The following is a 13970-nucleotide window of genomic DNA, read 5'->3' as shown; positions in this document are numbered from 1 at the left end:
CTCGTACACGCTCAGCTCTCGTACGCGTCCAGCGGCGGGCAGGAGCAGACCAGATTGCGGTCGCCGAAAGCGCCGTCGATCCGCCGTACCGGCGGCCAGTACTTGTCGGCCGCGACGACCCCGGCGGGGAAGACCGCCTCCTCGCGGCTGTACGGGTGCGCCCAGTCGCCGCCGAGCGCCGCCGCGGTGTGCGGGGCGTTGCGCAGCGGGTTGTCGTCGGCCGGCCAGTCGCCTGCGCCGACCCGGTCGATCTCGCCGCGGATCGCGATCATGGCGTCGCAGAAACGGTCCAGCTCCGCCAGGTCCTCGCTCTCGGTCGGCTCGATCATCAGCGTGCCCGCCACCGGGAAGGACATCGTCGGCGCGTGGAAGCCGTAGTCGATCAGCCGCTTGGCGATGTCGTCGACGCTGACGCCGGTCTCCTTGGCCAGCGGCCGCAGGTCGATGATGCACTCGTGCGCGACCAGCCCGCCGGGGCCGGTGTAGAGCACGGGGAAGTGCGGCTCCAGCCGCTTGGCGACGTAATTCGCGCCCAGTACCGCCATCTGGGTGGCCTGCTTGAGCCCTTCCGCGCCCATCAGCCGTACATACGTCCAGGAGATCGGCAGGATGCCCGCCGAGCCCCACGGCGCGCCCGAGACGGGGCCGACGCCGGTGGCAGGTCCCGCGGTGGGCTGGAGCGGGTGGTTCGGCAGGTACGGCGCCAGGTGCGCGCGGACCGCGACCGGGCCGACGCCGGGGCCGCCGCCGCCGTGCGGGATGCAGAAGGTCTTGTGCAGGTTCAGGTGCGAGACGTCCGCCCCGAACCGGCCGGGCCTGGCCAGACCGACCAGCGCGTTGAGATTCGCGCCGTCCACGTACACCTGGCCGCCCGCGTCGTGCACGGCCGCGCAGACGTCGGTGATGTTGTCCTCGAACACGCCGTGCGTGGACGGGTAGGTGACCATCAGCACGGCGAGCTGGTCGCGGTGCTGCTCGATCTTGGCGTGCAGGTCGGTGACGTCCACGTCGCCGTTCTCGCCGGTCTTGACCACGACGACCTTCATGCCCGCCATCACCGCGCTCGCGGCGTTGGTGCCGTGCGCGGAGGACGGGATCAGGCAGACGGTACGGCCGGTGTCGCCGTTGGCGCGGTGGTAGGCGCGGACCGCGAGCAGCCCGGCCAGTTCGCCCTGGGAGCCCGCGTTGGGCTGGAGGCTGACCTTGTCGTAGCCGGTGACCTCGGCGAGCTGGTCCTCCAGGCCGTGGATCAGCGCCAGGTAGCCCTCGGCCTGCTCGACCGGCGCGAAGGGGTGCAGCGCGCCGAATTCGGGCCAGGTGACCGGCTCCATCTCGGTGGTCGCGTTGAGCTTCATCGTGCAGGAGCCCAGCGGGATCATCCCGCGGTCCAGCGCGTAGTCGCGGTCGGCCAGCCGCCGCAGGTAGCGCAGCATCGCGGTCTCGCTGCGGTGCTGGTGGAAGACGGGGTGGGTCAGATACGCGTCGGTGCGCAGCAGTCCGGCGGGCAGCGCGTCCTCGGTGGCCGCGTCCAGCGCGTCGAGGTCGGCGGCGCTCCCCTGGACGCCGAAGGCGTCGAGGACGGCCGCGAGGCGGGCCCGGTCGGTGGTCTCGTCGCAGGCGATACCGACCAGGTCGGCGTCGGTCAGCCGCAGATTGACCCCGGCCTGACGGGCGGCGGCCACGACCTCGGCCGCGCGTCCCGGCACCCGCGCGGTGAGCGTGTCGAAGTAGCCGTCGTGCACGATCTCGACGCCGCCCGCGCGCAGACCCGCGGCGAGCACCGCGGCGTAGCGGTGGGTGCGGCCGGCGATCTGCGCGAGCCCGTCGGGGCCGTGGTAGACCGCGTACATCGCGGCCATCACGGCGAGCAGGACCTGCGCCGTACAGATGTTGCTGGTGGCCTTCTCGCGGCGGATGTGCTGCTCGCGGGTCTGGAGGGCCAGCCGGTAGGCGCGGTTGCCGTCGGCGTCCACGGAGACGCCGACGAGGCGGCCGGGCAGGTTGCGGGCGTAGGAGTCGCGTACGGCCATGTATCCGGCGTGCGGTCCGCCGAAGCCCATGGGGACGCCGAAGCGCTGCGTGGTGCCCACCGCGATGTCCGCGCCCAGCTCGCCCGGCGAGGTGAGCAGCGTCAGCGCCAGCAGGTCGGCGGCGACGGTGACGACCGCGCCCAGCTCGTGCGCGCGCTCGATGACCGGGCGCGGGTCCCGTACGGCGCCCGAGGCGCCCGGGTACTGGAGCAGGACGCCGAAGACGCCACGCTCGGCGATCTCCGCCGGGATGCCCTCGGACAGGTCGGCGACGACGACCTCGACGCCGGTCGGCTCCGCGCGGGTCCGGATCACCGCGACGGTCTGCGGGAAGGTGTCGGCGTCGACCAGGTAGACGCCCTGCTTGACCTTGCCGACCCGGCGGGACAGCGCCATCGCCTCGGCCGCCGCGGTGCTCTCGTCGAGCAGCGAGGCGCCGGAGGTGGGCAGCCCGGTGAGGTCGGCGACGACGGTCTGGAAGTTGAGCAGCGCCTCCAGGCGGCCCTGCGAGATCTCCGGCTGGTACGGCGTGTAGGCCGTGTACCAGGACGGGTTCTCCATCACATTGCGCAGGATGACGGGCGGGGTGAAGGTGCCGTAGTAGCCCAGGCCGATCATCGGAGCCAGCACCTGATTGCGGTCCGCCAGCGCCCGCAGCTCGGCCAGCGCCTCGGCCTCGGTGCGGGCCTCGGGCAGCGCCAGGGCCTGCGCGCTCCTGATGGTGTCGGGCACGGCCGCTTCGGTGAGTTCGTCCAGGGAGCCGTAGCCGACCTGGGCGAGCATCTTCGCCTGCGCCGCTGCGTCGGGTCCGATGTGGCGCCTGGCGAACGGCACGCCCGCTTCCAGCTCGGCGAGGGGAATGCGACGGGAAGTCATCTGCGGAGGCCTCCTGGTCTGCGACGACCTTCGGGGGGTGCCGCGACGCGCGGACACCCGTACGGCCTCCCCCTCTGTCATCAGAACCTGAGAGCTTCACCGCCCCCGTGGGAGCGGCTTTCACCGTCGGTGAGGGCCCGTGCCGGAAAACCGCTCCCGGTGCGTGCCCTGCTTTCCAGAGTGACCTCGTCCATGCGGTACGGATGCCTGAGAGATTCCGGGGAGGATTTGCTCCTTCGGCGCCTCCGACACTGTCTCGGAGGCTCTCCCGCACGGGGTCTGCGGCCGATCACCAGCCTACCAGCGAGGCGGCGGGACCCGGCGGGGGCGGGGGGCGGTGATCACCGCCCGAGTCGACACCGGCCAGGATGTGCCTTTGGCTGTACCCAGACATCGCTCGTCATTGGTTGGAGGGACCGTGCAGACCGACATCGATCCGCGCAGCCTGATCGGCCGCCGCGTCTTCGACCATGACGGTACGAAGATCGGCACGGTGGACGAGGTGTACCTCGACGACGCGACCGGCATACCGGAGTGGGCGGCCGTCAGGACCGGGCTGTTCACGCGCGACGCGTTCGTACCGCTGGAGCCCAGCGAAGTGGTGGACGACGAATTGCGGGTGCCGTACAAGAAGTCGCTGATCAGGGACGCGCCGGACTTCGGTGTGGGGCGCCACCTGTCGCCGGAGCAGGAGTTGCAGCTCTACCACCACTACGGGATGGACGTGCCGACGTCCGGCTCGGAGCCGCCGCCGCCCCCCGACCGGGACTTCGGGCGGCTCGCGGGCGAGGACTGAGCGTCCTCCTCCCCCTGGCCCGCACTCTCTTCCTCCCCCTGCCCCACGCCCTCTTCCTTCCCCCGGCCCGCACCCGCCGCTTCCCCCGGGTCGAGCGGCAGCGGATCGCGGTGCGCGAGCGCCGGGTCGTCCACGGCGAAGGTCCGCACCCGGCCGGGCACGGTGTCCGAGGGCACCTCGAAGCGCACGGTGACCCGCCCGACCCCGCTTCCCTGCACCCATCCGGAGCCGTACGTCTCGTGCTCCACGTCCTGGCCCGGCCACCAGAGCCTGGCCCGCTCCGGCGCGGGCGGCGGCGCCGAGGGCAGCTCCTCGGGCGCGTTCTCGTCCTCCTCGCCCTCCCCCGCCGCGTGCGCGAACAGATCCTCCTGCGTGAAGTCGGCGAGCCCGGCGACGCCCACCCCGAGCAGCCGCACACCGCCGGTGGTGTCGACAGCCTCCATCAGCCGCCTGGCGGTCTCCCGTACGAGTCCCGGGTCGTCGGTCGGCGCCCGCAGCGTCTCGGAGCGCGTCAGGGTCGAGAAGTCGTATCTGCGGACCTTGACGACCACCGTCCGCCCGGAGCGGCCCGCGCCGCGCAGCCGCTGCACGCAGCGCTCGGCGAGCCGGTCGATCTCGTACCGCACATGGGCGCGGTCGGTGAGGTCGGCGTCGAAGGTGTCCTCGACGGAGATGGACTTGACGTCGCGGTCGGCGACCACGGGGCGGTTGTCGAGGCCGGCGGCCATCGAGTGCAGGCCCGTGCCGTGCGCCTTGCCGAGCAGCCGGACCAGCTCCGGCTCCCCCGCGTGCACGATCTCGCCGACGGTGGTGATGCCCACGCGCCGCAGATGCTCGGCGGTGGCGGGCCCGACGCCGGGCAGGGTGCGTACCGGCATCGGTTCGAGCAGCGCGCGCTCGGTGCCGGGCTCGACGACGACCAGGCCGTCCGGCTTGGCCTGCTCGGAGGCGATCTTCGCCAGCAGCTTCGACCCGGCGAGCCCCACCGAGGCCGTGAGCCCGGTGCTGGCCCGGATCTCGGCACGCAGCCGCCGGGCGACCGCCCGCGGGTCCGCGCCGTGCCCGCCCGCCTCCAGGTCCACGAACGCCTCGTCCAGGCTCAGCGGCTCTATCAGGGGTGACACCTCGTGCAGCAGCGCCATCACGGCCTCGCTGATCTGCCGATAGATGCCGAAGCGCGGTACGAGATAGGCGGCGTTGGGGCTGAGGCGGCGGGCGTGGGCCATCGCCATCGCGGAGTGGACGCCGTGGACGCGCGCCTCATAGGACGCGGTCGATACGACGCCGCGGGGGCCGAGGCCGCCGACCACCACCGGCTTGCCCCGCAGGCTCGGCTTCGACGCCTGTTCGACCGCGGCGAAGAACGCGTCCATGTCCAGATGCAGGATCGTCGGCGCACTTCTCACAAGTACCGATCGTGCCGCACGACACCGACAATCGCCGTACACGTGTACGGCACGGCGTCGGTGAGCCGCTCAGACCGCCCGATTGCGCCGCTTCGCCAGCTCGTCGGACGGATTGTCGCCGACCAGGGTCTCGCCGGTGTCCACCCGCTCCCCGTGCATCTGGGACAGCGAACTCTCCACGTCCCGCCAGACCACGCCCACGGCGATACCGAAGACCCCCTGGCCCCCCTGGAGCAGATCCACCACCTCGTCGGGCGAGGTGCACTCGTAGACCGTGGCACCGTCGCTCATCAGCGTCATCCTGGCCAGCTCCGTCGGCCCGACGGAGCGCAGGTGCCGTACCGCCGTCCGGATGTTCTGGAGCGAGACGCCGGTGTCCAGCAGCCGCTTCACTATCTTCAGGACGACGACGTCCCGGAAGCTGTAGAGCCGCTGCGTACCGGAGCCGTAGGCGGGGCGGACGCTGGGCTCGACCAGGCCGGTACGGGCCCAGTAGTCGAGCTGGCGGTAGGTGATGCCGGTCGCCGCGCACGCGGTGGGCCCGCGGTAGCCGATCTGCTCGGGCGGTACGTCCTGTGCCGCCCCGCCGCCGCCCGCGTCAGCGGTGGCGCGCGCCAGTGCCCCCTGGGTCGGATACGGGCCGCCGGTCGCCAGACCGTCGCCGGTGCTTCTCACGCCGCCCTCCGTCCCTTCGCGTCCCGGGGCCGCGTGCACGTGCCATCGGGACTTTCCTCTCCGAAGGTAGGCAGTCGCCAGGGGTGCGTCAACGATCGCCACACTCGGCACGCCGAGTGATATTCACCCCACGAGTGGTTTGGCGTGTCCCGGTATCGGGAACGGCTCACTGGTTGCTCGTGCCGAAGTCCTCGGGCGAGATCTGGTCGAGGAACTCGCGGAACTTCTCCACCTCGTCCTCCTGCTCGTCCGGGATCGCGATCCCGGCGTCGTCGAGCACCCCGTCACTGCCGTAGATCGGCGTACCGGTGCGCAACGCGAGGGCTATGGCGTCGGACGGACGGGCGCTGACCTCCACGCCGCTGGCGAACACCAGCTCGGCGTAGAAGACGCCTTCGCGCAGGTCGGTGATACGGACCTCGGTCAGCGTCTGTCCGACCGCTTCGAGTACGTCCTTGAAGAGGTCATGCGTGAGCGGTCGCGCAGGCGTCATGCCCTGCTGCGCGAAAGCGATGGCCGTCGCCTCTCCCGGCCCGATCCAGATGGGCAGGTACCGGTCGCCTCCCACTTCACGCAGGAGCACGATCGGTTGATTGGAGGGCATTTCGACCCGGACACCCACAACGTCGAGCTCGTTCACACAGCAACCCTAGGACGTGCCTGCCGGGTTTGGGTAGTCGGGCACCCCCTGGGCCGGACTTCGGCGGCTTCGTGAAGCCCGGCACAAAGTCGGCACGGGCCCCGCGGGAGACCGCTGGAAAGCCCGTACCCGCCCGGTACCGGCGCCTTTACAGGGCGTGGGAAAAGCCGAAAAACCGCTCAGAGGAGCTTGACCCGCAGCGCGGACTGCACCATCGCCGCGTGCAGCCGAACGGAGAGCGCGGCCAGCTCGCGCGCGGTGACCTCGGCGTGGGTGCGCGTCTGCGGATTGCGGTGCCGCCGCAGCGGCGCCACGACCTGCTCCACCAGACCCGCCTCCCGGTCGGCAGCGGCCTTCACCGCCCGCAAATGGCGCGGTTCGAGCCCGAAACGGCCGAGGTCGACGATGAGCCGTCCGATGTTCACCGTGTCGGCGTCGTATCCGCCGTCCCGGCCGGCCTCGACCAGGCCGTAGGACTCCCACTGGTCCAGTTCCTCGCCGTCGGCCCCGGTGGCCGCCAGCAGCTCCGTACGGCCGATCCGCAGCTCCGCGGGCGCCTGGGGCTCGATGGCGGCCTCCTGGGCCTCCCTGGACTCCGCGGGACCCGGAAGCGCCGTGTGCTCGCCGCGGTCGAGCGCGTCCAGGTGCTCCCTGATCACCCGCAGCGGCAGGTAGTGGTCGCGCTGCACGCGCAGGATGTAGGCGAGCCGCTCGACGTCACGGGCCGCGAACTTGCGGTATCCGGACGGGGTGCGCTGCGGCTCGACCAGACCCTCGGCCTCCAGGAAACGGATCTTGGAGATGGTGACCTCGGGGAACTCGTCCTGGAGCTGCCCCAGGACGGCGCCGATGCTCAACAGCGCGCTGTCGGCGGTGGCGGTGCCGTCTCCGGCACCGCCCTGCGTTCTCGGCATGAACACCTTCCCTGGGGTCCCCCGGACCGGGTCCGGGGGAAAAGAGCTAGATCCCCCGCTGGCTCGCGTAGAAGACCAACCTGTACTTGCCGATCTGGACCTCGTCACCGTTGGACAGCGGCACCGCGTCGATCCGCTCCCGGTTGACGTACGTGCCGTTGAGGCTGCCGACGTCGGAGACGGTGAAGCCGCCGTCCGGGCCGCGGCGGAACTCCACATGGCGGCGGGAGACCGTGACGTCGTCCAGGAAGATGTCGCTCTGCGGGTGGCGGCCGGCCGTGGTCAGCTCACCGTCCAGCAGGAAGCGGCTGCCCGAGTTCGGCCCCCGTCGCACGATCAGCAGCGCGGAGCCCATCGGCAACGCGTCCACGGCCGACTGCGCCTCGGAGGAGAGCGACGGCGTCACATGCTGGCCGGTGACCTCCGCCTCGTACGCCTCAAGGCCCGAGATGGAGATCGTGGAGGTGGTCTCGGACGCGCGTTCCTGCCCGGCCCCTGAACCGCGCAGCGGCGCACCGCAGTTGTTGCAGAAGCGGCTCGCCTCCGCGTTCGTGTGCCCGCACCTCGTACAAACCGGCAAGCCGAACCCTCCACCCGGGGTTGAGGTTGATGGTTCCCCGAAACCTATGCGGGGGGACGAGGCAGGGTCAACAGGCGCCACGCCGGGGCCACCGGAAAAGTCGCCGCCGCCTTGCTGGTCCTCGTGCCGGAACAGCGGGCGGTCGCCGGACTGGCTCTCCTCCCCGGTGTTCCGCGGAGCACGGTGGCGCGCCGTCGCCGGGTCACCCGACTGCCGCGCGCTCTTGCCGAAAAACTTCCCAAACAACTTCACGGGCGATTCCCCTTGAAAGAAACAGACCCGCCCGTGGGGCAGGACGAACCCTCGCTACACACAGTTTCCACCACACAGCACCCCACAGATGCCCCGACCCCCCGCCTCACTGGGATGACGACCGAGCGTAGTCAGGCTGCTTCGACGGCCGCAAGGCGGACACAACGATCTTCTGCGACCTGACGACATCGGCCGTGGCCTGCTCCTTCTCCAGCGTCTGCACGACCCCGCCCGGGATGTTGAGGGCGGGCTCCAGATCCTGCGGATTTCCGATCACCTTGAACTCGTACGGCTGGGACACCTTGTGGCCGTCGATGAGCACACCGTCCGTACCCTCCGTGAAGTACGTGTCGGCGACGACCCGTACATCGTTGATCTGGATCGCCTCCGCACCGGCCGCCCGGAGTTCCTGGAGGGTGTCCAGGAGCGAGTCTGCCTGGACACCGCCCTTGGGGTCGGAGATCGTCAGCGTGATACCGGGCCCCTGGGCGGCCACCGTGCCCGCCAGGATGCCGAGCTGCTGCGCCTTGGCCTGGGTCTGCTTGAGCGCCTCCGCGGCCTGGTTGGAACTGGTCTCCAGCTCCGACCGCTGGCTCTCCAGACCCCGCTTCTCGTCCTCGAGCCGCTGGGTGCGGTTGTCCAGCTCGGTCAGGATGCGGACCAGGTCCTCCTTGCGCGCGCCGCGCAGCGCGCCGCCGCTGTCGCTCGTGGAGCTGACCTGGATCGCCAGCCCGAGGCCGAGGACGAACAGCAGGACGGCCACGGTGAGCTGGGCGCGTGACAGCCGCGGCGGCCACAGCCCGGCGACCAGGCGCTGCCGCCCGGTGACCGGCGGCGCGGCGTGCTCCGGCTCATGGGCGTGCGCGGCGTGGGCGGGCTCGTGATCGTGCGCGGCGTGGGCCGGGCCGTGCTGCTGGCGGTCCCGCCCGTCGTCCGCGGACTCGTGGTGCTCGTCGCTCATACCGTCGTCACGCCCGGAAGACGTGGCGGCGGATGGCCGCCGCGTTGGAGAAGATCCGGATGCCGAGGACGACCACGACGCCGGTGGAGAGCTGCGCGCCCACCCCGAGCTTGTCGCCGAGGAAGACGATCAGCGCCGCCACCACCACGTTGGACAGGAAGGAGACCACGAAGACCTTGTCGTCGAAGATCCCGTCCAGCATCGCCCGCAGGCCGCCGAAGACCGCGTCGAGAGCGGCGACGACGGCGATCGGCAGATACGGCTCGACCCCGGTCGGCACCACGGGACGGACCACGAGCCCGACCACGACTCCCACGACGAGGCCCAGTACGGCGATCACTTCGAACCCTTCCCTGTTGTGGCGGAGTCCGCCTTCTGCTGGCCGGGGACCGGCTTGGCATACCGCACGATCAGGCTGGGCGCGGCGGCCAGGTGCAGCGTGCCCTGGACGGAGATGCTCGCGCGGATGCCGTAGTTCTGCTCCAGGACGTGCAGGTACTGACCGTCCGCACTGTCTTGGAATGCCGCGCTCAACCGCTCCCCGTCCCCGATCGCCAGCACCGTGTACGGCGGCGCCAGCGGCTTGTTGTCGACCAGTATGGCGTCACCGGCGGCCCGGATGGCGGACAGTGCGGTGAGCCGTTGGCCGTTGACGGTGATCGCCTCGGCTCCCGAGGACCACAGCCCGTTCACCACGCGCTGCATGTCGCGGTCGCGGACCCTGCCGGTGTCGGAGAAGCCGCTGCTCTCCCGCGGGCCGCCTGTGCCGCCTTCTGACGCCTCCTTGGCGTCGTCCACGACCAGCTTGACGCCGGGACCGTCCACCGGAGTCGCGCCCGACAGCAGTTCGACCAAGGCGCTGCTGTCGCCGCCGTGGTCCTCCAGCGCGGCCCGCTGCTCGGCGGCCACGGTGTCGCGCAGGCCGTCCACACTGCTCTGGAGCTTGTCGGCGCTGTCGGTCTCGGTCTTCACCTGGTCGATGAGCTTCTGGCGCTCCTTGGCCTCGGTGGGCGCGGCCACCCGCGTCTGGGCCGCGCCCACCGTGACGACGATGGCGGCGAGTACGAGACCCGCGGCCAGGCCCAGCTTTCCGCTCAGCCGCTTCGGCAGCCTGGAGGTGCCGACCTCGCCGCGGCGCGCGGCGGCCTCCGCGTACCCGTCGTCGAGACTGTGCTCCATGACGTTGGTGAGCAACGACATCGAGGCGTCAGGACGCCGCCGGGCAGCCCCGGGGACGGGGCTGCTCCGATCGGGTTGCTGCTGCGGCATGCCGCACATCGTCGCACGTCGGGGCCGCCACACTCGAATGGCCCCCTCACGGCGCGCCGTTCGGCCGAAGGATCAGCGCCCGGCGCTCTCCACGACCTCCGCCCACTCGTCGAGCAGTGCCTCCGCGGAGGTGTCGTCAGGCCCCTCCGCCCACAGATGCGTGACGGCCTCCGCCGGGTCGGGCAGCACCATCACCCAGCGTCCGTCCGCCTCGACCACGCGCACGCCGTCGGTGGTGTCCACCGAGCGGTCGCCCGCCGACTCCACCACGCGCCGCATCACGGAACCCTTGACGGCCCACGGTGTCGGCACGTCCCGCTTGATGACATGAGCGCGCGGGATACGGGCGTCGATCTGGCTGAGCGTGAGCTGCGTACGCGCCACCAGTCCGATCAGCCGCACGAAGGCGGCCGATCCGTCGAAGACGCTGCTGAACTCCGGAATGATGAAGCCGCCGCGCCCGTCGCCGCCGAAGATGGTGCCCTCGGCCCTGCCGACCCTGGTCAGGTCGTCGGGCGACGTCGTCGTCCATTCGACCTGGGTGCCGTGGTACGCGGCGACCTGCTCGCCGATCCGGGTCGTGGTCACGGGCAGCGCCACCCGTCCGCTGCGGCGCTCGGCCGCGACGAGGTCGAGCATGACCAGCAGCGCCCGGTCGTCCTCGATGATCCGGCCCCGCTCGTCCACCAGGGACAGCCGCTCGCCCACGGGGTCGAAGCGCACGCCGAAGGCGGCCCGCGCCGAGGCGACGATCTCACCAAGGCGTACGAGTCCGGCCCGCCGGCTCTCGGTGGTCTCGGTCGGACGGGCCTCGTCCAGACCGGGGTTGACGGTGAGCGCGTCCACGCCGAGCCGTCCGAGGAGGCTGGGCAGCACGAGCCCGGCACTGCCGTTGGCCGCGTCGACCACGACCTTCAGACCGGCGTCGGCGATCCCGGAGATGTCCACGGCCCGCAGCAGCGCGCCGGTGTAGGAGTCGAAGACCGTGGCGGGGAACCGCAGGTCGCCGATCTCGCCGGGGAACGCCCTGCGGTACTCCTGACGGGCGAAGACCCGGTCCAGCTTCCGCTGCCCGGCCGCGGACAGGTCCGCGCCCCGCTCGTCGAAGAACATGATGTCCAGCGAGTCCGGCCGCCCCGGTGACGTCCGGATCATGATGCCGCCCGCGCTGCCGCGCGCGGTCTGCTGCCGTGCCACGGGCATCGGCACGTTCTCCAGGTCGCGCACGTCGATCGCGCTGGTCTGGAGCGCGGAGATCACCGCCCGCTTGAGCGCACGCGCACCACGTGAGTGGTCGCGCGCGGTGGTGACCGTCGCGCCCTTCTTCAACGTGGTCGCGTACGCGCCCGCCAGCCGTACGGCCAGCTCGGGGGTGATCTCGACGTTCAGAATGCCGGATACGCCTCGGGCGCCGAACAGATGCGCCTGCCCGCGCGACTCCCAGATGACCGAGGTGTTGACGAAGGCGCCGGCCTCGATCGTCTTGAACGGATAGACGCGTACGTTGCCGGCGATGTTCGATTCCTCGCCGATCAGGCACTCGTCGCCGATGACCGCGCCGTCATCGATCCGCGCGGCCCGCATGACATCGGTGTTCTTGCCGATGACGCAGCCGCGCAGATTGGTCTGCTGGCCGATGTAGACATTGTCGTGGATGACGGCCTTGTGCAGGAAAGCGCCTGTTTTCACGACCACATTGGAGCCGATGACGCTGTGCTCGCGAATCTCGGCACCCGCCTCGACCTTGGCGTAGTCGCCGATGAAGAGCGGGCCGCGCAGGATGGCGTCGTGGTGCACCTCGGCGCCTTCCGCGACCCACACGCCGGGGGAGATCTCGAAGCCGTCGATGTCGACGTCGACTTTGCCCTCGAGTACGTCGGCCTGGGCCTTCACGTAGCTCTCGTGGGTGCCGACGTCCTCCCAGTAGCCCTCGGCGATGAAGCCGTAGACGGGCTTGCCCTCCTTCATGAGCTGCGGGAAGACGTCGCCCGACCAGTCGACGGACACGTCGGCCTGGACGTAGTCGAAGACCTCAGGCTCCATCACGTAAATGCCGGTGTTCACCGTGTCGGAGAACACCTGGCCCCAGGTGGGCTTCTCCAGGAAGCGTTCCACCTTGCCTTCGTCGTCGACGATGGTGATACCGAATTCGAGGGGATTGGGGACCCGGGTCAGGCAGACCGTGACCATGGCTCCCTTCTCCTTGTGGAATTCGATCAGCTCGGTGAGATCGAAGTCCGTCAGGGCATCACCGGAGATCACGAGGAAGGAGTCGTCCTTCAACGCCTCTTCGGCGTTCTTGACGCTTCCGGCCGTCCCCAGCGGCTTCTCCTCGTTGGCGTAGGTGAGCTCCATTCCAAATTCTTCGCCGTCCCCGAAATAATTCTTCACCAGGGAGGCGAGGAACTGGACAGTCACCACCGTCTCAGTGAGTCCATGCCGCTTGAGCAGTGTCAGAACATGCTGCATGATCGGGCGATTCACCACTGGCAGCAGAGGTTTGGGCATGCTCGAGGTCATTGGGCGAAGGCGAGTGCCTTCACCGCCGGCCATGACAACCGCCTTCATGTCGGAACGTCCTCCTCGTGACTCAGTCAGCCGTGGTGTCCGCCCGCACAAGTCGGCGGACCTGCACCACATAGAGGATCCCTGCCCACCAGTACAGGGTTGTACCCCAACCTGCGAACGCCCAGCCGAAAATAGACGCCAGTGTCGCAAGCCATCCGCTTCCGTCGCTCAGGAGGAGCAGCGGAAAGGCGTACATGAGGTTGAAGGTAGCCGCTTTCCCGATGAAGTTCACCTGGGGAGGTCCGTACCCGTGCCTCCGCAGAATCAGCAGCATCACCGCCATCACGGCCTCACGGGCCAGCAGCAGGACCGTTACCCACAGTGGGAGGATGTCGCGCCATGTGAGTCCTACCAGCGTGGACAGTACAAACAGCCGGTCCGCCGCGGGATCGAGAAACCGGCCGAGACTGCTGACCTGATTCCACCGCCGGGCCAGCTTGCCGTCCAGATAGTCACTGATGCCGCTCAGGGCGAGTACGAGCAGCGCCCAGCCGTCAGCCTTCGGTCCGCCGAACTCGGGCCACAGAATCAGCCACAGGAACACGGGTACGCCCACCAGGCGGGCCATACTCAGGATGTTGGGGATCGTGAAGATCCGATCCGTTTGCACCCTTGTCTCCTGGACCTCCACCGGGGCCCCTCCTGTATGTATGTCCTGACGTTTCGGGCCAGACTCTACCGCAGACGCAAAAGAGGCCCGGCGTCGGATCCTAAGATCCGAGGCCGGGCCTCTTCCATAAAAATTGTTCGGCGGTGTCCTACTCTCCCACAGGGTCCCCCCTGCAGTACCATCGGCGCTGAAAGGCTTAGCTTCCGGGTTCGGAATGTAACCGGGCGTTTCCCTAACGCTATGACCACCGAAACACCATGAAACACACACCCCACACCCCCGGTGAAGGGGGCATGGTGGTGGGCTGGTTGTTTCAGAACCACACAGTGAACGCGAGCAACAATGGACAAGCCCTCGGCCTATTAGTACCAGTCAGCTCCACCCCTCACAGGG

Annotated in this window: 12 protein-coding genes, 1 rRNA gene and 1 riboswitch; of the genes, 1 reads left to right on the top strand and 12 read right to left on the bottom strand. The window is 69.9% G+C overall.

Going from position 1 to position 13970, the window contains the following annotated elements:
* Positions 1-11: 11 nt before the first annotated feature.
* Positions 12-2906 (bottom strand): aminomethyl-transferring glycine dehydrogenase, encoded by a 2895-nt coding sequence (gene gcvP / locus ACIO6U_RS17145; RefSeq protein ID WP_391051121.1) that lies wholly within the window; start codon positions 2904-2906, stop codon positions 12-14.
* 185 nt (positions 2907-3091) lie between these two features.
* Positions 3092-3187, bottom strand: a riboswitch (glycine riboswitch).
* Between the two features lie 137 nt (positions 3188-3324).
* Between gcvP and ACIO6U_RS17140 the strand changes: the two genes are divergently transcribed.
* The gene (locus ACIO6U_RS17140; protein ID WP_401719789.1) at positions 3325-3702 is read left to right on the top strand and encodes a PRC-barrel domain-containing protein; all 378 of its coding nucleotides are present in this window, start codon (positions 3325-3327) and stop codon (positions 3700-3702) included.
* Here the strand turns inward: ACIO6U_RS17140 and ACIO6U_RS17135 are convergent.
* The 11 genes from ACIO6U_RS17135 to rrf form a co-directional block, all read right to left on the bottom strand.
* Positions 3618-5108, bottom strand: coding sequence for a DNA polymerase IV (locus ACIO6U_RS17135; RefSeq protein WP_401719786.1), 1491 nt, complete (start codon positions 5106-5108; stop codon positions 3618-3620). The two genes, ACIO6U_RS17140 and ACIO6U_RS17135, sit on opposite strands and share 85 nt — an antisense overlap.
* A gap of 69 nt (positions 5109-5177) precedes the next feature.
* Positions 5178-5783 (bottom strand): MerR family transcriptional regulator, encoded by a 606-nt coding sequence (locus ACIO6U_RS17130; protein WP_355335727.1) that lies wholly within the window; start codon positions 5781-5783, stop codon positions 5178-5180.
* A gap of 166 nt (positions 5784-5949) precedes the next feature.
* Positions 5950-6423 (bottom strand): bifunctional nuclease family protein, encoded by a 474-nt coding sequence (locus ACIO6U_RS17125; RefSeq protein WP_031518684.1) that lies wholly within the window; start codon positions 6421-6423, stop codon positions 5950-5952.
* Between the two features lie 179 nt (positions 6424-6602).
* Positions 6603-7337 (bottom strand): MerR family transcriptional regulator, encoded by a 735-nt coding sequence (locus ACIO6U_RS17120; protein WP_401719783.1) that lies wholly within the window; start codon positions 7335-7337, stop codon positions 6603-6605.
* Positions 7338-7383: 46 nt separating this feature from the next.
* Positions 7384-7917 carry an FHA domain-containing protein gene (locus ACIO6U_RS17115; RefSeq protein ID WP_355335734.1) on the bottom strand — a complete coding sequence of 178 codons (534 nt, stop codon included), beginning with the start codon at positions 7915-7917 and terminating at the stop codon, positions 7384-7386.
* Between the two features lie 358 nt (positions 7918-8275).
* The gene (locus ACIO6U_RS17110; RefSeq protein ID WP_391051113.1) at positions 8276-9130 is read right to left on the bottom strand and encodes a DUF881 domain-containing protein; all 855 of its coding nucleotides are present in this window, start codon (positions 9128-9130) and stop codon (positions 8276-8278) included.
* 7 nt (positions 9131-9137) lie between these two features.
* Positions 9138-9470 (bottom strand): small basic family protein, encoded by a 333-nt coding sequence (locus tag ACIO6U_RS17105; RefSeq protein ID WP_033175851.1) that lies wholly within the window; start codon positions 9468-9470, stop codon positions 9138-9140.
* Positions 9467-10408 (bottom strand): DUF881 domain-containing protein, encoded by a 942-nt coding sequence (locus ACIO6U_RS17100; protein WP_391051111.1) that lies wholly within the window; start codon positions 10406-10408, stop codon positions 9467-9469. The genes ACIO6U_RS17105 and ACIO6U_RS17100 overlap by 4 nt, the downstream gene beginning before the upstream one ends.
* A 63-nt stretch (positions 10409-10471) precedes the next feature.
* Entirely contained in the window at positions 10472-12967 is a 2496-nt protein-coding gene (locus tag ACIO6U_RS17095; protein ID WP_355335743.1) for a mannose-1-phosphate guanyltransferase, read from the bottom strand.
* Positions 12968-12989: 22 nt separating this feature from the next.
* A complete protein-coding gene (locus ACIO6U_RS17090; RefSeq protein ID WP_401719777.1) occupies positions 12990-13598 on the bottom strand; it encodes a CDP-alcohol phosphatidyltransferase family protein in 609 nt (202 codons plus the stop codon).
* Between the two features lie 114 nt (positions 13599-13712).
* A 5S ribosomal RNA gene (rrf, locus tag ACIO6U_RS17085) occupies positions 13713-13829 on the bottom strand.
* Positions 13830-13970 lie beyond the last annotated feature (141 nt).

The sequence above is a fragment of the Streptomyces sp. NPDC087422 genome (assembly GCF_044744145.1).
Taxonomy (GTDB): Bacteria; Actinomycetota; Actinomycetes; order Streptomycetales; family Streptomycetaceae; genus Actinacidiphila.
Note: the sequence above shows the minus strand (reverse complement) of the source record. Positions and strands in the feature narration are given on the sequence as shown.